This is a genomic window from Candidatus Amarolinea dominans (assembly GCA_016719785.1).
GTDB classification, from domain to species: domain Bacteria; phylum Chloroflexota; class Anaerolineae; order SSC4; family Amarolineaceae; genus Amarolinea; species Amarolinea dominans.
On sequence record JADJYJ010000029.1, the window covers coordinates 83,908 to 104,376 of the forward strand.

General features: G+C 64.3%; 11 protein-coding genes and 2 pseudogenes. All 13 read left to right on the forward strand.

Going from position 1 to position 20,469, the window contains the following annotated elements:
- Positions 1-3 precede the first annotated feature (3 nt).
- The 13 genes and pseudogenes from IPM84_22215 to IPM84_22275 all read left to right on the forward strand — a co-directional run bounded on the left by IPM84_22215 (position 4) and on the right by IPM84_22275 (position 20,179).
- Positions 4-1,827 (forward strand): FHA domain-containing protein, encoded by a 1,824-nt coding sequence (locus IPM84_22215; GenBank protein MBK9095419.1) that lies wholly within the window; start codon positions 4-6, stop codon positions 1,825-1,827.
- Position 1,828: 1 nt separating this feature from the next.
- Positions 1,829-3,598, forward strand: a complete 1,770-nt coding sequence (locus IPM84_22220) for a protein kinase (GenBank protein ID MBK9095420.1) — start codon at positions 1,829-1,831, stop codon at positions 3,596-3,598.
- 1,322 nt (positions 3,599-4,920) lie between these two features.
- Positions 4,921-5,156 (forward strand): annotated as a pseudogene (locus IPM84_22225) (hypothetical protein).
- A gap of 393 nt (positions 5,157-5,549) precedes the next feature.
- Positions 5,550-5,915, forward strand: coding sequence for a PPC domain-containing protein (locus tag IPM84_22230; GenBank protein ID MBK9095421.1), 366 nt, complete (start codon positions 5,550-5,552; stop codon positions 5,913-5,915).
- Between the two features lie 681 nt (positions 5,916-6,596).
- Positions 6,597-7,727, forward strand: a complete 1,131-nt coding sequence (locus IPM84_22235) for a PPC domain-containing protein (protein ID MBK9095422.1) — start codon at positions 6,597-6,599, stop codon at positions 7,725-7,727.
- Positions 7,728-7,799: 72 nt separating this feature from the next.
- The gene (locus tag IPM84_22240; protein MBK9095423.1) at positions 7,800-9,278 is read left to right on the forward strand and encodes a Stp1/IreP family PP2C-type Ser/Thr phosphatase; all 1,479 of its coding nucleotides are present in this window, start codon (positions 7,800-7,802) and stop codon (positions 9,276-9,278) included.
- Between the two features lie 567 nt (positions 9,279-9,845).
- Complete coding sequence (locus IPM84_22245) at positions 9,846-11,327, forward strand: hypothetical protein (GenBank protein MBK9095424.1); 1,482 nt, start codon at positions 9,846-9,848, stop codon at positions 11,325-11,327.
- A 24-nt stretch (positions 11,328-11,351) separates the two neighbouring features.
- Positions 11,352-12,927 (forward strand): annotated as a pseudogene (locus IPM84_22250) (AAA-like domain-containing protein).
- 10 nt (positions 12,928-12,937) lie between these two features.
- Entirely contained in the window at positions 12,938-14,572 is a 1,635-nt protein-coding gene (locus IPM84_22255; GenBank protein MBK9095425.1) for a protein kinase, read from the forward strand.
- 95 nt (positions 14,573-14,667) lie between these two features.
- A complete protein-coding gene (locus IPM84_22260) occupies positions 14,668-16,359 on the forward strand; it encodes a Stp1/IreP family PP2C-type Ser/Thr phosphatase (protein MBK9095426.1) in 1,692 nt (563 codons plus the stop codon).
- 773 nt (positions 16,360-17,132) lie between these two features.
- Positions 17,133-17,870, forward strand: a complete 738-nt coding sequence (locus IPM84_22265; GenBank protein ID MBK9095427.1) for a hypothetical protein — start codon at positions 17,133-17,135, stop codon at positions 17,868-17,870.
- A 276-nt stretch (positions 17,871-18,146) separates the two neighbouring features.
- Positions 18,147-19,193 carry an O-antigen ligase family protein gene (locus IPM84_22270; protein ID MBK9095428.1) on the forward strand — a complete coding sequence of 349 codons (1,047 nt, stop codon included), beginning with the start codon at positions 18,147-18,149 and terminating at the stop codon, positions 19,191-19,193.
- 35 nt (positions 19,194-19,228) lie between these two features.
- A complete protein-coding gene (locus tag IPM84_22275) occupies positions 19,229-20,179 on the forward strand; it encodes a hydroxyacid dehydrogenase (protein ID MBK9095429.1) in 951 nt (316 codons plus the stop codon).
- Positions 20,180-20,469 lie beyond the last annotated feature (290 nt).

Genomic DNA, 20,469 nt, shown 5'->3' on the forward strand with positions numbered 1-20,469 from the left:
CTTATGCGCAAGGGAGCAAAGGCTCTGGCCCTGGGAATGGTGTTGACGTGGCTCCTGGTGGTGGCGGTCACTGCCCAGGGAACCGGCCGTGTCGCGATCAATACGATTGATACAAGCGCCCACCCGACAATGTCTGTGCTACTCTCGGTGCAAGATGCCAACGGGGTGCCGATTCCTGACCTGGAAGCCGGTCAGTTCGAATTGGTCGAAGACGGGCACACCTCATTTCCGCCGGAGCGCGTCGCCACGCAGGTCAACCCCGACGTGGTCACCGCCATCGCCCTGGTCGTTGATCTGAGCGGCAGCATGAAGGGCACACCGCTGGACGAGGCCAAGTCCGCGTCAGCCGATCTGCTCGACGCACTGCTGGACAAGGATAGCGATCCCGACCGCGCCGCGTTTTTCGGCATCAACCGGTCGGTATCGCCCACCGATCTGACCCTGGACGAATCGGTAGAAGTGGCCTTTGGCAATGACAAGAACAAGATTCTGAACGTCATCAATTTTTTGAGCGTGGAAGGCAACCGCGCGACGCCGCTCTATGACGCGCTCTACCGCGTGATTCGGATCACGTCGCAGCAGCCCGGCCAGCGTGCCATCATCGTCATCACCGATGGCATTGACAAGGTGAGTACCTTTAAGGCCGATGATGTCATCAATGAGGCCAACCGCAGCCAGATTCCGATTTTCCCGATCAGCCTCAGCACCAATCAACTGGATGAGACGTTCCTGAAACGTCTGGCGGTGCGCACGGGCGGTGAATATCGCAAGGCGCCCGGCCCAGAGGAGTTTTCGGCGCTCTTCCAGCAGGTGCTCGATCAGATGAAGCTGGAATACCAGTTGACCTACGCGTCGCGTCTGGCGTCGGACGGTAACCCGCACAGTCTACTGATCAGTGTGCGCGCGCCGCGCGTGCAGGGCTTTGCCGAGAAGAAATTCCAATTGGGAGAAGCCACTGTGGCATCAGACACGCCGAGCGCAACGGCTGCGCCCAGCGATACCGCCACGCCTGGCGCCGCCACGCCTATTGCGCCCACACCCACTCCCGTCGCCGAAGGAGGAACTGTGATTGACGATCTGATCACCTTTATCCAGGACAATCCTGTGCCCGCCGCCCTGATTGCAGTGGCGGCCTTACTCCTCATCGCGCTCTTGGTTCTGTTGGTCGTCTGGCTGCGCCGGCGTAACGCGCCGACCGAGGCCCAGGCCGACTATGACTTTGGCGCCAGCGACGGCGGCTGGCAGGCTCCGCAGTCCGGCCCGATGCCCGGCGGTATGGCCGTCACAGGCAGCGCCGGCTTCGGCGGTGGTGGTGGTAGTGGTGGTGGTGGTGTTCCCACCGTTGGCCCTGGCGCCACCCCGACCGGCGCCGCAACGGTCGGCCCTGGCGGCGGCGCCGCGCCCACCTCAGCACCCACCGTTGGCCCAGGGGCCGGCTATGCCCCACCTGCCTTTGGCGGCGCACCTCAGCCGCCCCGCCCCGGCGCCGGCGCCCCGGCCGGCAGCACCATGATCCTGGACCGGACGCCCAAGCTCAAACACGCCGCGCTGCTCATCGAGCGCAAGGACCCGTCCAAGCGCCATGACCTGCGCGCCGAAACCGACATCGGCCGCACGCAGAACAACACCATCGTCCTGACCGACGCCACGGTGTCGCGGCAGCATGCGCGCATTCGCCTGCAGGATGATAAATTCATGCTCTTCGACCTGGGCAGCGCCAACAACACCTTCGTCAACGGCCAGAAGGTCGAACAGCCCCGCGCCCTGGCCGACGGCGACGTCGTGCGCTTTGGCGAGGTGGAGGTGGTGTTTAGGCAGTTAACGTAATATGGACACGTTACTCGGCGCCACTCTCGCCAACAAATACGACATCCAAGCCGAAATCGGTCGCGGCGGCATGGGTTTGGTCTATCGCGGCTTCGATGTGATGCTGCGCCGGGCCGTGGCCATCAAGGTGCTGCCGTTGGAATACACCTATGACCAGCAGTTCGTGGAACGTTTCCGCTACGAGGCGATCACGGCTGCGGGCCTGCACCATGCCGGCATTGTCACCATTCATGATGTCGGTCAGCAGGGGTCGTGGCACTACATCGTCATGCAGTACCTCGACGGTGTGACGCTCGATCAATGGCTGGTCAACCGCGGGCCGATGTCGGTGCCCATGACCGCGCAGGTTGTGCGCCAGGTGGCGGACGCGCTCGACTATGCCCATTCCACCGGCATCGTGCATCGGGACATCAAGCCTTCCAACATCATGATCGGGCCGGACGGCCGCGCCACCTTGATGGACTTTGGCCTGGTACGCGCCGGAGAGGGTAGCAAGCTGACCCGCAGCGGCGTGGTGGTTGGTACGCCCGATTATATGGCGCCCGAACAGGCCCGCGGCGAACCGGTGGACGGCCGCACCGACCTCTACTCCCTGGGCGTGGTCATCTACCGTATGTTGACCGGGCAGGTTCCGTTCGTCCGCTCCTCCTCCCTGGCCACTGCCTACGCGCACGTCAACGAACCGCCGCCGCCTCTGCGCACCTTGCGCCCCGACCTGCCCAAGTCTATCGAAGCCGTGGTGCTGAAGGCGCTGGCCAAACGGCCAGAGGATCGCTATCAGCATGGCGCCCCGTTGATCGCCGACTTCGACCTGGCTGCTAGTGGTAAGATGCCGCCAGGGCTGAAGGCTGCCGTCTTGCCGGCCTCGCCCAAGCCACAGCCGGGCGCGGCGTCAACCCAGCCAAGCCCGCGGCCAGGCGCCGGCAAATCGCCTGTGCCCGGCGGCCGTGCTCGTGGCAGCCAGCCAGGAATTGCACCGGCATCTCCAGCGCCTGCCCTGCGCGTCACACCCGCGGCAGAACGCGACATCTCCTCGCCGGGTGATCTGGCCGCCACGCAAATGCTGCGCCAGACACCGCAGCCTGACAGCCCGGGAGCAACCCAGGTTTCCGGACCGGCGCCCACCTCCCCTGCCCCGCGTCCGGACTCTGTTTCAACACCTGGCGTCACCGTGGGCGCGGCGCCACAGCAGCGGCGGGGCCTGCCCTGGCTCCCCCTGGTGGCCGCGCTGGCCGCCATCATCGTCCTGGGCCTCGCCGGCGTGCTCTTGACGCGACCACGGGGCGTTGTCACCGACGGTCCGACTCGAACTCCGGCGCCGCCCCCTACGGCCACGCCAACGCCTGTTCCCACCGCGCCCGCCGTCGCGTCTCCCCTGCCCGTGCTCACGGCCACGCCGACCCATACCGCCGTTCCGACCGCCACCCCCATCGTGACCCCCTCGGCCACGCCGACCGGCGCGCCGACGGTCACGCCCACCGCGACGGCCACGGTCACCCCGACGGCTACCCCGACGGCCACGTTCACCCGCACCCCCACGCCGACGCAGCCACCCGCGACCAACACCCCTGTCCGGCCGACGAACACGCCTGCGCCGCCGACCAACACGCCCGTTCCCCCAACCAATACCCCGGTCCCCCCAACCGATACGCCCATACCGCCAACGGACACCCCCGTGCCGCCAACCGATACGCCGGTGCCGCCGACCAATACATCAATTCCCGACCCGACCGACACCCCGCAGCCCCCGACCGCCACTTCGATTCCGTGAGGTACCCTATGCGAAAGTCACTGGTGGTTGTAGCAATCGCATTCCTCGCCCTGGCCTGGCGCTCATGGTTCGTGACGCTTGCGGCCGAGGTTTCCCCGCCGCTTCCGCCGCCGCCCAGCGAGCATGTTCAGGACGTGTCGCCGGCGCCGGTGCTTGCCGTGCCCTATCGTCCGGTCAACCAACCAGAGGCTGTGCTGTGGGACAATGGTTCGATCATCAACAGCTACGGCACCGGATCGGGCGGCGCGAACGAGAGCGTCCTGCAAAACAGCTCGCTGGGCATGACCACGCTGGGTTTTGCCCACCAGGTGACGGACAATTTTCGCGTTGCCGATAATTTCACCGTGGATGCCCCAGGAGGCTGGCAGATTGACTATTTTGTCTTCTATGCTTACCAGACCAACTCCTCTACGACTTCGACCATCAACCATGTCAATTTTCGGATCTGGAACGGCCGCCCTGGTGACGGCGGCAGCCAGGTGATCGCCGGCGATGCGACAACCAACCGTTGGGCGCGCTCAGATTTCTGGGGAATCTACCGCCGCGCGGAAAACACCCCCGGTAATACGCAGCGACCGGTCATGGGAACACGGGCGACCGCCGGCTTCTACCTGCCGCCGGGCGCCTATTGGCTCGATTGGCAAAGCGACGGTAGTCACAGCCTCACAGGCCCCTGGGCGCTGCCCATCACGATCAACGGACAAACGACAACCGGCAATGCCAGGCAGTATGCCAGCGGCGCCTGGGGCGACGTGGTAGACGACGGAACCAGCACGGTGCAGGGCCTCCCGTTCACCATTCACGGGACCGTTGTCACCTCGAACCCGACGAACACCCCTACACCTACGCCTACCCGAACGCCTACGACAGCTCCTCTGTTCGTCTGGTACCTGGAGGCGGAGAGCGGCGCATTGACGCAGCCGATCAGTACAGCAACCGACGCCGCTGCGTCCGCCTGCCAGTACCTCTACTACACTTCGGGTTGGTCGGGCGGTTCCGCCAATTTTCAGATTTCGGTTCCCAGCACCGGAACCTATTACCTGTGGGCGCGCGGCATGGGGCTGAGCTACACCCAGAACTCCTTTTTTGTCGGCTTCGATGGAGCCGCGGGCGTCCAATACGAAATTCCCCAGTTCAACGGCCAGTGGACGTGGGGCTGGGATGCCGTGGGCCTGGTGGATGACCCCGTTACCCCGTTCGATCTTTCCGCCGGCGCGCACACCCTGACGATGGGCGTGCGCGAGGCCTACAGCCGTCTCGACATGGTGCTGCTCACCAACGATGCCGGCTACACCCCCAACCAGTTCACGCCCTGTGGGCCAACCAACACGCCCACGGTCACGCCAACTCGAACGCCCACGCGCACACCGACCCGCACACCCACGCGCACACCGACCTGGACCCCACGCGCATGTTCACCCCGACCCGTACACCCACCCCCACTGCGACCGCAGCGTCCGGCGCCGGACGCGTTCTGCTGCCGTACATCAGCAAGCAGCCCACACCGACCATTACACCCACCCCAACCCGGACGCCCACCGTGACGCACACGCCCACCGCGACCCGAACGCCCACCGCCACGCCGACGCCGCTCTGCCCAGGCGACCCCTATGAGCCAAACGACACGTATGAGGCCGCTTGGGGGCCGTTCCCGCTCAACCAGGATTTCAGCGGCTACTTCAAGTGTACGACCGATCTGCGCGACTACTACCGCTTCGGCCTGGCGCAGCCGCGCACCCTGGTGGTGACGCTGCGCAGCATCCCGCTCGGATCGGGCTATCAGACTGCGCTCTATGCGTCCAGCGGCAGTAAGCTGGGCGAAGAAACGGTTGCGCAGCCGAACCAGAGCGAGACCTTCGAGGTGGAAGCGCCGGGTCAGGCCGGCTACTACGCGCTGCGCGTGGTGCGCCCTGCGGCCTCGCCCAATTACAACAACCCCTACGTGTTGCGCATGACCGATCGCGGCCCGTGTGAACCGAACAATTCGTTCGATCAGGCCGGCTCCTGTGGGCTGACGTCCAAAGTGGCGCATTTTGCCTTCATCGAGTCTGCGCAGGATGTCAATGATTACTACTCGTTGCAGATGCTGGCCGCGCACACCATCAACATCGAGCTGACCAGTCTGCCGGCGAATACCAACTTCGACCTGTTCCTGTATGACGGGAACCGGACTGAGCTTTATCGCGCGGCCACAAGTAGCCCGACCGAGATCATCCAAACAACGACCTTGCCCGCCGGGAATTACTACGTCCGGGTCAAGCAGACCAGCGGTTTCAGCAACAGCGACACCTACTTGCTGAAAGCCCTATTTGATTAGCAGACGTTGCAAAGGACGTTGACGGAACCATCGTATGACATACGCACCGTGGTTGCTCGTAGCCTTCGGACTGTTCTTGGCGGAACCCTGGACATCCTTGCCGCGCGCGGTCGCGTCCGTTGACCAACCACTGGCGGTGCTCTACGACAACGGATCGGCCGTCAATAGTCCTGGTACCGGCCCCGGCGGCGCCGACGAGAGCATCCTGCAAACCAACCTGGGGATGACAACCCTCGGCTATCGGCACGACTACAACGGCGGCAACCGGGTTGCTGATGAGTTTACCATCACCGGGCCGGCCGGCTGGCAGGTGGATACGATCGTCTTTTTCGCCTTCCAGACCGGCTCCGGCAGCAGTTCCACCATCACGTACGTCAACTATCGCGTCTGGCGTGGACCTCCGGGCGAGCCGGGCAGCCAAATCATCTGGGGCGATGACGCCACCAATCGCCTGGCGCGTTCAGACTGGTGGCGCATCTACCGCCGGCGCCTGAACAACGCGGGCGATACCACTTCTCCGGTCATGGCAAACACCGTCAGCGCCGGTTTCTTCCTGGCGCCTGGCACCTACTGGTTGGACTGGCAGACGCACGGCGCCTTGACCTCTGGCCCCTATGCGCCACCGGTGACCCTCGATGGCCAGACGACGACCGGCAACGGCCGCCAATACTTCCAGGGAGATTGGAGCCTGGCCCTCGATGGCGGCGCCCACACGCCGCAGGGCTTCCCGTTCAAGATCTACGGCAGCCTGGGCGCAACGCCAACCTGGACACCCACGGTGGCCCCCATGCCCCCGCCACGCCCACTGCCACGGCCACCGCAACGCCCACCGCCGTCGTGCCCACGCCGACCCGGACCTCCACGCGCACCTGGACGCCGACGCGTATGTTTACGCCAACCCGGACCCCGACCCGTTCGCCCACCCCAACCCCCACGGGCACGCCGGCCGGTGCGCACGTCAGGCTGCCGTTCATTGGCAAGCAAGCGACGCCTACTCCGACCCGGACGCCAACGCTGACCCCAACCTGGACCCGGACGCTGACCCCAACCCCAACCTGGACCCCGACGCCTACCCCTGCCTGTCCCGGCGACCCCTACGAACCGAACAACAGCTTCCAGGGCGCTTGGGGCCCCACCTGGTCACTGCCGTTCGACACAGACCTGGCCGGCTATTTTCGCTGTACCGGGGACATGCTCGACTTTTACCGTGTTTGGATAGATGCTCCCCGTCTGCTTGTCGTGACGTTGCGCGACCTGCCCGTTGGCGCCAATTATCAAATCGCGCTCTATGGGACAAATGGTGGTAAAATAGGAGAGTCAACCACGCCAAACGTCAACAACGTGGAATTGTTCGAGGTAGAGGTATTGCCGGCCAGCGCCTATCACGCCTTGCGCGTGGTCCGGCCAACAACGTCCCCCAACACCGCGAACCCCTATCTTGCTCGTGTGGCGACGCAAGGGGTATGCGAACCGAACGAAACGCGGGATCAGGCTCACTGCGCCTTGTCTTCGGATGTGACGCACTATGCGACCATTGAATCGAGTCAAGATCAGAGCGACTTCTACTATCTTGATCTCTCGGCGTCGCACCCGATCGAGGTCTGGCTGCAGCAGATTCCTGCGCAGACCGATTATGATCTCTATCTCTACGCCGCCGCTGGCGTCCAGATTGGATCTGGAACGAACGGAAGCAATCAAGACGAACACATCGCCCCGGTGGCAGCCACCCCTGGCCGCTACTACATCCAGGTTCGTCAACACAACGGGTACAGTGCAACGAACACCTATCGGCTGAGAGCCGTCTATCGCTAGAGCCGATTTTTGATCTCTGATCTCCGATCTCCGATCTCTGATCTCCGATCCCTAACGCAGAAAGGAACACCTATGCCGGACCAAAGCAGGCAACCAACACCATCGCGACCCAACCAGAATCGAGGCCCGACTCCTAGCAGTCCCGGTGCGGCGCCATTTACCCTGCGCAGTGTCAACCTGAGCGATGTGGGTCGCGCGCGCGATCATCAAGAGGATGCTTCCGGTATCTTCAAGCCATCTGATCCTGCGCTCCTGGCGCGGCGCGGTGAGTTGTTCATCGTCGCCGATGGCATGGGCGGGCACAACGCGGGTGAGGTGGCCAGCCAGATGGCGTTGAGCGAACTGCAGCGCGTCTATTTCAGCGACGCCAGCCCTGACCCTCAGGCCGCCCTCGCCCAGTCCCTGCAGGCTGCCAACCAGGCCATCTACCAACTGTCGCGCGCCGATGCCCGTCAGATGGGCATGGGCACCACGGTCGCCATGGCCGTCGTGCGCAACCAGGAGGTTTTCATCTCCAACGTCGGCGACAGCCGCGTGTACTTGATCCGCAGCGGGCAGATCTCGCAGGTCACGCGCGATCATTCCTGGGTGGAGGAACAGGTGCGCGCCGGCGTCTTGACCCCCGAGCAGGCTCATTCCCATCCGCAGCGCAACATCATCACCCGCGCCCTGGGCACCGGCCCCAGCGTCGAGCCCGAATTCTACACCGGCGCCATGCAACTGGGTGACATCCTCGTTCTCTGCTCCGATGGCTTGACCGGCCATGTCGCGGATGCTGAGATTCTACTGCTCGCCGGCGAAAACCCGCCGCGCGTCGCGGCCCAACGCCTGATCGAACTGGCCAATGAACGCGGCGGCAGCGACAACATCACCGCCCTCGTCGTGCGCGCCGAACCGCCAGGCGCCTCCGTCCCCGGCGCCGCGCCGGTGCCCGGTAAAGGGCCGGTCAACCGGCCCAGTCGCCCACCCTACGGACTTGTAGGTGCATTGGTCGGTGTCCTTGCCGGTGTTGCCTTGATCGCCTATCTGCTCCTGAAACCAGGCGGCACACAGGGCAAGATAACGCCTATGCCCACACTCACGGGTACCACTTCAGTGGTCACGTCAGCCGCCGCTACCATTTCGCCAACAATGTTGCCGTCCGCCACCGGATTGAACGTCGCGGCAACTGTGACGACGGTCGCATCGGTCGAGGCTACTCCGTCACCTGGAGTGGGGACAGCCACCCTGATTCCGACGCCAACCATCACACCGACGGCCGTGCCCTTTACGCCAACCAAACGTCCTCCCGCCTTCACGCCGACACCGACCAACACGTCGCCGCCGGAATCAACTGATACGCCGACGACTACTCCGCCGCGAGACCCAACCAACACGCCGGTACCGCCGACCAATACACCGGTGCCACCGACCGCTACGCCACGACCGCCGACCGCTACGCCACGACCGCCGACCAACACGCCGGTGCCGCCGACCGCTACGCCGCGACCACCGACTGATACGCCAGAGCCGCCGACCGACACGCCGGCGCCGTCGGTCACACCGCGCTGAGACCAGCGGATAAGCGGGTTTATTCACTGATCGGTCAACGGATAAGGAGGAGATATGCGAGGTCAAACCAGCAGAAAGCAGGTACTCACGGCACTGGCCGTCGTGCTCTGTTGCACGGCAGGCTTGATCGTTGTTGCAATCTCTCCGGGGCAGAACCTTGTGCAGGCTAATTCGGTTGTCATGAGTGATCAGGGACGCTCTTTGGACACCTCTGTGACTGTGACGGGAACATCAGTCTTCTTGCCCATCGTTGTTGGATACGAGCAGCGTTGGGTCGCAGCAGGATTGAGCGACATCAGTGTGCGCACGTTGGCATCATGGGGCGGTGCTTCTTTTGCCGGTGGGCAACACACCAATGGAACTGGAAGTGGCGTGTATCGTAACTCAAGTTGTGATCCATCCTGGTCTTCGTTTGGCTTGAACACCCAACTCGTCTTTGCACTCGCGCGTGGGATCAATGGTTTTGTGTATGCAGGCACGTATGGTAGTGGCATCTATCGTAGCACAAACAATGGCACAACCTGGCAACCCGTAAATAGCGGTTTGCAGGATCAACGGTTTTACGGCTTGTCTACGCACCCCTCCAACGCGGCTATTGTGCTGGCCGCCGGCTATGAGCATGGAGTGTATCGCACCACGAATCACGGCGCCAGCTGGCAGCGCAGTCAACCGACGGATATTGATTTTATCAATGCAGTTGCGTTCAATATGGCTGATGGTAACATCGCATATGCGGGCACAGACGATCGCGGGCTTTATCGCTCTACCAATGGCGGCGCGTTGTTCCAGGCCAATAACACGGGGCTGACCAATCACCGAGTGTGGACAATTGTCAACGCATCTCGATCACCGCAACTGGTGTACGTTGGCACAAGTAGCGGCGTCTTCCGCTCGACCGATCGGGGAGTCAATTGGCAGGCCGCGGGGTTGAATGGGAAGGAAGTGCGTGCCATTGCAGTGGACTCACTTGACGCCGGGCATGTGTTTGCGGGCACGAAAGCTAATGGCATGTTTGAGACCACCGATGCTGGCAGCAACTGGTACGATATTAGTCTTGGTCTGCCTGCCAACCTTCCTGTGTATGCGTTGAGACTCGATATGACGACTTGCTTCGACCTACTCGCAGGAACCGGTCAAGGTGTATACCAGCGCCGTTTGACTCAGCCAACTCCTACACCCACGGCCACCCGCACACCTACCTGGACGCCTACCCGCACTCCGACGGCCACCCCGACTGCGACCGCAACCCGGACTGCGACCGCAACCCCGACGGCCACCCCGACTGCGACCGCAACCCCGACTGCGACCGCGACCCCGACCAATACCCCAACGCCGACCACCTCAGCCAGCGTTACGCTGACGCTCACTCCGACCGATACCCCGACGAACACGACGACACCGACCACTGCGCTGACGAACACGCCGACGCCAACCACGACGCCTACCGCGACCGCGACCCCCAAGCCCGGCACCGCAACCTTGACCCCGACTCCCACGGCGACGTTTACCTCCACACCTTCCCGTACTCCGACGCCAACCATACCGCCCAACACGCATGTTTTTGTCGGTCAGGTGCGCCAGGCAAACGAGGAGCCGGTCCCCGCGTTTTCCTACGTTCAGTTGTCAGGGTCGTTACTACCGAGCGTTCGCGGAGTCTATATTGACAGTGCAACCACCGATAACAACGGCTATTTCAGACTGGACACGACTCTCGTATTCGACTACTACCACCTTTATCTTGCACCGCTCGATCCATCTCATTATGAGTTTGTTGAGGCGCGACCAGGCGTTGGCGGGGAACTTGTCAACGCGCGCTGGATTCGCTATGCCAGTCCAGGTTTTGGCATGCACGATGGCAACGAATTTGTCGTCACGGTAACTTCCAGGCGTTTGCCGCGCTGGCCGCTGCCAACCGTACCCCTTCCCCCCCTGCCAACCGTACCCCTTCCCCCCCTGCCTACTGTCGTGCTGCCCCTCCCCACCGTCGCCATTCCGACGCCGTTCTGGCCGCGCCTCCCCCGCTGGCTGAGCACAGGGCGCGAGCGCTGACATCAGCCATCGCAGGGAGCAACCATGCGTTTCTTCAACACGGCCGGCCCGGTCAATTGCCAGGATCATTACTGCTTGCCCCCCTTGCAGCGTTTTGACCTGGATACCGTCATGAGCCTGATCGGGCAAAAGAAATACTTCCTGCTGCATGCGCCGCGCCAGACCGGCAAGACGAGCTGTCTCCTGGCCCTGATGACCCATCTCAACCAGGGCGGCATCTATCGCGCCCTCTACGCCAATATCGAAGCCGCGCAGGCCGTGCGCGAAGATGTGACGGCCGGAATCGCAGCCGTTGTGCAGGCCATTGCCGAACGCGCCAGAATGATGTTGGGAGAAACCGAGACCAACGGCCTGGCGCTGGAAGTGCTGGCGCAGCAGGGCGCGGCCACGGCTCTGCAGACCTTCCTTTCACGCTGGTGCGAGCAATCTCCGCAGCCGCGCGTGCTCTTGCTCGATGAAGTGGATGCCCTGATAGGAGACACCCTGATCTCTCTCTTACGCCAACTGCGCGGCGGCTATGATACCCGACCCGCACACTTCCCGCACAGCATCGTTCTATGCGGCGTGCGTGACTTGCAGGACTATCGCATCCATTCGGCCCGCGAGAAAACAGTGATTACCGGCGGCAGCGCGTTCAACATCAAGGCCGAGTCCTTGCGCCTGGGCAACTTCGCGCCAGGAGGTCGAAACCCTGCTCGCTCAGCACACGCAGGAGACGGGCCAGCTTTTCACCGCGCCGCGCGAGCTTGTCTGGGACTTGACCAGCGGCCAGCCCTGGCTGGTCAACGCCCTGGCCTATGAAGTCACCTTCAAGATGCCGGAAGGCCGCGTGCGCACCGCGGCCATCACGGCCGAGATGATCGAGCAGGCCAAAGAGCAAATCATCGAACGCCGCGACACCCACATTGACCAGCTGCAGCACAAACTGGCGGAGCCTCGGGTGCGCCGGGTCATCGAACCGCTCCTGGCCGGAGAACAGGCGGCGACCCATCTGCCCACGGACGATGTCAACTACGTGTACGATCTTGGCCTGATCCGTCGCGACGCAGGCCAGATTGCAGTGGCTAATCGCATTTACCAGGAGGTCATTCCGCGTGAACTAACCTTCAGCACCCAACTGATGATTGATGCTCAGCCTGCCTGGTATGTCCTTCCCGATGGCCGGCTCGATCTCAGCAAACTGCTTGCGGCTTTTCAACAGTTCTTCCGCGAACAGTCGGAGGCCTGGCTGGAGCAGTTCGAGTACCAGGAAGTTGGCCCGCAGCTCTTGATGCAGGCGTTCTTACAGCGTATCGTCAACGGCGGCGGCCGTGTGGAGCGCGAGTATGGCCTGGGACGCCGGCGCATTGATCTGCTGGTGATCTGGCCTCATCCGGGCGGCGTACAGCGCAGCGTGATCGAACTGAAGCTGCTGCGCCAGTCGCCTGGCCAAACCCTGACCAACGGCCTGGCGCAGACCTGGGCCTACGCCGATACGTGCGCCGCGGATGAGGCACACCTGGTGATCTTCGACCGCCGACCGGGGCGCAGTTGGGAAAAACGAATCTACCGCCGCGATGAGATCTATCAACAGCGGCTGATTACCGTGTGGGGAGTGTAGTCCCGTTGCCATGAACACCGAAACCGGTTTCTTGCTCGACAACAAATATGCGGTCCAGGCCGAACTGGGACGTGGCGGCATGGGCATCGTTTATCGCGGCTTCGACACGGTTCTGCGTCGGCCCGTGGCCATCAAAGCGCTGGCCCCCCACTTGAGCCAGGACCCGGAAGCCGTGGAGCGTTTTCGTCAGGAAGCGGTAGCCGCGGCCAATTTGCAGCATACGAACATCGTCACCATCCATGCCGTCGGCGAAGACAATGGCTGGCACTACATCGTCATGCAACTGCTGGAAGGCCAGCCCCTGGACAAATGGCTGGCGGGGCGCGGGCCGCTGTCGCTCGTCCAGGTGCAGCACATCTTGCACCAACTTGCCGCCGCGCTCGATTATGCCCACAAGCGCCAGGTGGTCCACCGCGACGTCAAACCGGCCAACGTCATGCTGGCCGCCAACGGCCATGCCACCTTGATGGACTTTGGCCTGGTGCGTGCGCTGCAGCGCGGCGACGAATCGAGCGCCGGCGGCGATGCCCCGAGTACCGGCGGCGGCACGCCCAATTACATGGCCCCTGAACAGATCCTGGGCCAGCCGGTGGATGGCCGCGCCGACATCTACGCGCTTGGCGTGATCCTGTATGAAATGGTCACAGGCCAGGTACCGTTCGTGCGTGAAACCACCCTTGCCACCGCTTACGCCCATCTGACCGACTCACCGCGCCCGCCGCGCCAACTGCGCGCCGATCTGCCCGCACCGGCCGCCGCGGTCATGCTCAAGGCGTTGGCCAAGAAGCCGGACGATCGCTACGCCCACGCCGGCGACCTGGCTGCCGCGTTTGCCCTGGCTCGCAAAGGCAAATGGCCGGCCGGCCTCAAGCCCACCCCCGCGCCACCGGCCAAGAAACGCACACCGACGCCACCGCCAACCAAGAAACGCACACCGACGCCACCGCCGGCCAGGAAACCCACCCCTGCGCCGCAGCCCACGCGCTCGCCCCTGCCCTGGTTGGCGCTGCTGCTCGTCCTGCTCGTTGTGGTCATAGGCGGACTGGCCTGGATGACGGCACTCCAGTCAGAGCCAACGCCCACGCCGCTGCCCACAGTGGTCGCGGATGGCGCGCCCGCTACCCTGGACACACCAACCCCGGCCACCAACACCGTCAAAACCGCGCCGGCTGCGATCGTCTCGCCCACCACACCACCCACCGCGCCCGCCGTGGCGACCAACACCCTGGCGCCAACACCAACCCCCTCCCCCACGCGGTCGGTTACGGCCACGCCGATCGCCGTTTCGCCAACACCCACGGCCCCCCTCGCGCCGGCAACGCCCGTGCTCCTGGCGCCGATCGAGGGCCTACAGGTATCCGGCGACACCACCTTCGTCTGGGCGTATACCGGCGATCTGGCAACCGATTGGGCCTTCGAGGTGCATCTGTGGCAAGATGGCACGCACGACCATCTGACAGCCGCCGGAGCCGACACCCAGCGCGCCGGCGCTGGCCGCTGGCGGCAGATCATCAGCGTGAGTCAAACAACAGCCGTGCGCGCCGGCGGCCCCGGCGCCTACTGGTGGACCGTCGCCGTCGTACAGCTCAACCCGTACAAACCCCTCGGAGAAGAAGCGCCCCCCCGCCGCCTAACCGTAAAATAAACTCGATCTCCGATCCCTATTCAGCATTCAGCATTCAGCATTCATCATTCATCGTTCATCATTCATCGTTCAGCATTCACTTTCGGGAGGTTTCCATGGCAGAACGACCTTCATCGCAGCAAAATCAACGTGTGGCGCCGGCCGCGGCTGGCCTGACTCTGCGCGCAGTCTGGCTGAGCGATGTCGGCCGCGCGCGCGATCATCAGGAGGACAGCGGTGGCGTCTTCGAGCCGAGCGACGCGGCCGTTCTTCAATACAAGGGTCGCCTCTACGTGGTGGCCGATGGCATGGGCGGGCACAACGCCGGCGAGATTGCCAGCCAGATGGCGGTGGCCGAGATTCAGCGCGCCTACTATGCCGATCCCAGCGCGGACATCCCCACGGCGCTGACCAACGCGCTGCAATCTGCTCATCAGGCCATCGCCCAACATGCGCGCAGCACCGCCAGTCAGAGCGGCATGGGCACCACCGTCACCCTGGCCGTCGTGCGTGAGCGCGAGGTGCATGTGGCCAACGTGGGCGACAGCCGCACCTATCTCCTGCGCAGCGGCGTCCTGACCCAGGTCTCCCAGGATCATTCCATGGTGGCGGAGCAGGTGCGCGCCGGCGTTTTGACTGCTGAGCAGGCGCATAACCATCCCCAGCGTAACGTCATCACCCGTGCCCTGGGCAAGACCGCCACGGCCAAGCCGGATTTCTTTCACGGCGCGCTGCAACCCGGCGACACCTTGATCCTCTGCTCCGATGGCCTCAGCACGATGGTCACTGACAGCGAAATCCAGGACATTGTCAGCAAATGGGCGCCCGCGGACGCGGCTCGCCGCCTGGTGGACCTGGCCAACGAACATGGCGGCCTGGACAACATCAGCGTCATCATCGTGCGCGCCGAGGCGGCAGGCGGGAGCCGTGCGGCCATGCCGGCCGTGGCGCGTGCCGACGCGGCCGGCGGCAGTCGTCAGGCCATGCCCGCGGTGGCGCGCGCCGCGGCTGAGCCGCCCAGGTCAGCCGCCGAACGCCGTTTCCCGCTGTGGTTGATGGCCGCGGCCGCGGTCATCGCCCTCCTGGCGCTGACCGGCGTCATCCTCCTGCTGCAGAGCACGCGCGGGGAAGTCAAAGCAACGTCCCCGGCCCCAACTCTGCACGCCGTCGCCAGCCAACCGGTCGGCGCCACCGCCACCCTGGCGTCCACCCTGCCGCCTGCACCAACCGCGCCGGCGGGCGATGGCGCCCAATCCGCCGCGACCGCGACACTGGCCCCCATCGCCACACCCGACCCATCGCCGATAGCCAGCCAGACTGCCGGAGCCCCCAAGCAGCCGGCCGGCTCCTTTCCGCCGATTGTCTTATTGGCGCCTGTTGGCAACATCACCATCGAGGGAGACGCCGAGCGGACTTTTACCTGGGACTGGAGCGGTAGACTGCAAGCCGACCAGGGTTTCCAGGTATTGCTCTGGAAAGATCAGACTCAACCAGAAACGGCTGCCGAACCGGTCACGACGAAAACCGGCAGCAGTTGGCAACAGACCATTCGCCTCAGCCAGGCGCCCGCCGTCAAGAAAGGCGGGGATGGCGCCTATTTCTGGACCGTCGCGCTCATCGAACTAACGCCCTACAAGCAGCTTGGCGCGACGCCTGCGCCGCGTCCCTTGACCTATCGCAGCCAAAAGCCCGCGCCTCGGCCAACCGATACCCCCACACCCTTTGTTCGTCTTTCACCCGCGCCTACTATTGATCTGCGGCCAACGCCCACTCCCACACCATTTGGGGGTGGACAGCGCCGATTCTGACTCGGACCGTAACCTTACATGAGCATTTTGTACCTTGCACCGGTTTGAAAGGATCACTTTGTGGATACGTTGGTTGGCGCTACGCTTGCTGGCAAATACGAAATCCTGGTAACTGCTCACCCTGCAGGCCGATTTGGACAGGATGAACAGGATGTACAGGATTCTTGCTCTGTGGTGTGCAAAACTATCGGCACGAGAGTGTAACTGCTCACCCTGCAGGCCGATTTGGACAGGATGAACAGGATGCACAGGATTCTTGCTCTGTGGTGTGCAAAACTATCGGCACGAGAGTGTAACTGCTCACCCTGCAAGTTGATTTGACCAGGATGAACAGGATTCTTGCTCTGTGGCGTGCAAAACTACCGCCACGAGAGTTCGAATATCCTGTCAATCCTGTGAATCCTGTCTGAATTCCAGGCAGGCTGAGCAGTTACAAATCCAGGCTGAAATCGGCCGCGGCGGCATGGGCATTGTTTACCGCAGCGGTGGTCCAGAACGCAAACTATTCGATTTGGGCGGGGGCTACAACGCGGGTGAGGGGGACTGGGTGCAAGAGAGAATTTCCTGGGGGCCATGACGCTCACTGCCCAGCCCAGGGATTTTACATAATTTACTTCGGAAAGGTCGGACCAACAACCATGAAGCTATTCTTGCGCAGCCGCCTCGGTTGCCTTTCAGTTTCGAGGCACAGCCCACGAAGGTGGGCTTCGCAGTCGTTGCGGCGACTTACAGTCGCCGGGCGTCACAGCCCACGAAGGTGGGCTTCGCAGTCGTTGCAGCGACTTGCAGTCGCCGGGCGGCCCTGTCTCGGCGTCCTCATCACCCTGGCCCTGCTGCTGACCGGCTGCCGCGCGCCCGCGGCGGCGCCAACGTCGGTCCCGCCCACGGCGCCGCCGACCGGCCCTTCGTCCACCCCCACCCTGCCCCCGATCGTGATCGGCACGGTCAACCCCACTGTGACCCTGGTCGCGCCGCGCTTGCCCACCTCGACCCTGGCCCCCACCCGCACGCCTACGCCGACCAGCGCGCCGGCCCGGGCGCCTGTCCTCGAAAGCCCGGCCAACGGCAGCCAGGCCAGCGGTCGCACCACCTTCCGCTGGTCATGGAACGGCCCCGCGCTGACCAGCAACCAGGGCTTCGAGGTGCGGGTCTGGAAGGATGGCCAGGCCGATCATTTTGGCGCGGCCGAACCGGTGCGCACCACCAGCGTCACCGTGGATCTCAACCAGGCGGCCGGTGTGCGCCAGGGCGGCGCCGGCGTCTATCTGTGGACCGTGGCCGTGGTGCAGTTGAGTCCGTACAAGCGCATCGGCAAAGAGGCGTCCCCTCGCACCCTGACCATCGGCGGCGTTCCGCCCACCCCCTCGCGCAGCGCCGCGCCGTTGATTGGGCCGGACACGCTGCAGCGGTTCGCGGCCGCCGGCGGCATCCTCAGCGGCAGCCTGCTCCTGGCCTGGCTCTATTTGGGCGGCGGCCTCGAAGCCTGGCTGCGCCGCTGGCGCCGATGGTGATCGCAGACGCCCGGCGGTTCGTCGAGTGGGGGGGGCTGCTTGTGGCGATCCTGGTTCCCCTCGCCTTCAACCCGCTGGACGCCAACGCGTTCGAGCCGCTCAAGGCCGCACTTTTCCAAACCATCACCCTGTTGATGATCCTGGCCGCCCTTGCGCCGCAGGTCGCCCGCCTGCGCTCTGCTGTGCCGCAAGCCAGCGGTTCATCCTCCGCCGGGCCGCAAGTCAACGATTTGCGCTACCTGTTCTACGCGGCCGCCATCCTGCTGGCAACCCTGTTTGCGCTGGACAGTGCGCCGCAGCCTGTGGACGGCGCGCCCCAGCGCCGACAGCGCGCTGACGCTGCTCAGCGGCGTCATTTTCTGCTGGCTGTTGGGTCAGACGCTGACCACCCGCCGCCAGGTGCTGCGCCTGACGCTGGCGCTGGTGATCGGCAGCGTGCCGGTGACGATCTATGGCCTGCTGCAAGCGACCGGCCTCGATCCGTTGGTCTGGATCAGCGACTCGGTCTCGCCGGTGCTGAGCACGGTCGGCCGCTCGAACTACCTGGCCGCGTACCTGGTTATGGTCATGCCCTTCACCCTGGCCCTGTGGCGCGGCGGGGCAGACGGGCGGCCCGCGTCCCGCTTCGGCCTGCTCCTTGCGCTGCAACTCACCTGCCTGCTGCTGACCCTGGCGCGGGCCGCGTGGCTTGGCCTGCTGATCGGCGGACTGACGGCGAGCCTGGCGCTGGCGTTGCGCCAGCCGGCCTGGCATGCGAACCGGTCACGGCGCCGCCTGTGGCTGGCCGGCGGTCTGGCTGCCTGCCTGGTGGGCGTCGGCCTGCTCTATGCCATGAGCACCTCGGCCTTGCTGCAAGCGTCGGCCTATGGGATGCGCCCGGTCGTCTATGCCCAACTGCGCGCCGACTCGGCCGCGGCGCGGCTGATCTTCTGGCGGGTCAGCCTGCGCCTGCTGGATGGCCGCTGGCTGTTGGGCTACGGCCCCGGCACCTTCGGCAGCCTGGTGGCGGCCGCGCAGCCCGCGGAGTTGACCGCCGCCGGCCCGGCCGCCAGCCTGCTGGACGATCCGCACAACCTGCTGCTCGACCGGCTGCTGCAAACCGGCATGGTGGGCCTGCTGGCGTACCTGGCTCTGCTGCTGACGACCGCCCGGCGCTGGCTGCTCGCCTGGCGCGGGTCGGCGGACCGCCAGGCGCTGTTCATCCTGGCCGCAACCCTGGCCGCCATGACGGCCTTTCTCGTGCAAGCGCAGGCCACCCCCAATGTCGTCACGACCGATGCCCTCTTTTGGGTGATGATGGCCCTGGCCGCGGGCGCCACATAAACCAAACAAACACTGCCCCCAGAACGAGAAAGACGATGAAAAGACTCCTCATTCTAGCCCAATTTACCCCCATCTACCTGGAACGTTTGCGCCGCCATTTCGAGATCTTGCACGAAAGCTGGCTCGAAACGGTCGAGCTGGTGGATCCGGAGGCGTTGGGCGAGCGTCTGCGCACGCAGGGCATTGACTACCTGGTCATCGAGGCCGATTTTGTCCTGGCTGAGACCTTCGCGGCCGCGCCCAATCTGCGCTTCGTCGGCGTCTGCCGCGGCGAGATTGGCCCGCATGTGGACATGGAAGCAGCCGCCGAGCATGGCGTCACGGTGGTCAGCACGCCGGGCCGCAACGCGGTGGCCGTGGCCGAACTGACCCTGGGCCTGATGCTGGCGCTGGCGCGGCGCATCCCCCAGGCGCATGAACTGGTGCGCGCCGGGCAGTGGGACAGCGCGCTGACCGGTTACGGCGCCTGGGGCGGCATCGAGCTGGCCGGGCGCACGGCCGGCCTGATCGGCCTGGGCGCGGTGGGGCGCGCCGTGGCGCAGCGCCTGCACGCGTTGGACATGCGTGTCCTGGCCTTCGATCCGTTCGTGGCCGCAGCCCAGGCCGCGCCGGCTGCCCTGGTGGACCTGCCCACCCTGCTGCGCGCAGCCGATTTCATCAGTCTGCACTGCCCGCTCACCCCGCAGACGCGCCATCTGCTCGATGAGACCGCGCTGGCGCAGACCAAACCGGGCATTTTTCTGATCAACACCGCGCGCGCGGCCGTTGTGGATGAAGACGCCTTGCTCGATGCGCTGCGCAGCGGTCGCGTGGCCGGCGCCGCGCTCGACGTTCACCGTGTGGAGCCGCTGCCGCCCAACAGTCCCTGGCTGGCCCTCGATCGTGTGATCCTGACGCCCCACATCGGCGGCGCCTCTGTGGATGTCATCGGCCACCATTCGCGCCTCATCACCGAGGCGCTGGAGCAGTTCGTTGGCCTGGGCTAAGGCTTTTTCAACGCAAGGGCGCAAGGACGCAGAGGGGTGAGAAGTCGGTATATGGGTGATGATTCGTGTAGTCAATTTGTGAACAAAGAGATTTTTTAACGCAAGGGCGCAAGGACGCAAAGGTATTGGAATTCATGACGATCCGTGGTGTTTCGTGTAGTCAATTCGTGGATAAAGAGATTTTTCAACACAAGGGCGCAGGGACGCCAGCAGGAACTCCAAATGTACCCGGAATCGAGGCTTTAGCCGGTCTGCCACAGGGTTCTCAAGCCCAATAACCGGTTAAAGCC

Excerpts from the sequence above, each read along its gene's own strand:
- IPM84_22215 (MBK9095419.1), top strand. The coding sequence starts at position 4 with ATGCGCAAGGGAGCAAAGGCTCTGGCCCTGGGAATGGTGTTGACGTGG.
- IPM84_22220 (MBK9095420.1), top strand. The coding sequence starts at position 1,829 with ATGGACACGTTACTCGGCGCCACTCTCGCCAACAAATACGACATCCAA.
- IPM84_22230 (MBK9095421.1), top strand. The coding sequence starts at position 5,550 with ATGACCGATCGCGGCCCGTGTGAACCGAACAATTCGTTCGATCAGGCC.
- IPM84_22240 (MBK9095423.1), top strand. The coding sequence starts at position 7,800 with ATGCCGGACCAAAGCAGGCAACCAACACCATCGCGACCCAACCAGAAT.
- IPM84_22255 (MBK9095425.1), top strand. The coding sequence starts at position 12,938 with ATGAACACCGAAACCGGTTTCTTGCTCGACAACAAATATGCGGTCCAG.
- IPM84_22260 (MBK9095426.1), top strand. The coding sequence starts at position 14,668 with ATGGCAGAACGACCTTCATCGCAGCAAAATCAACGTGTGGCGCCGGCC.
- IPM84_22275 (MBK9095429.1), top strand. The coding sequence starts at position 19,229 with ATGAAAAGACTCCTCATTCTAGCCCAATTTACCCCCATCTACCTGGAA.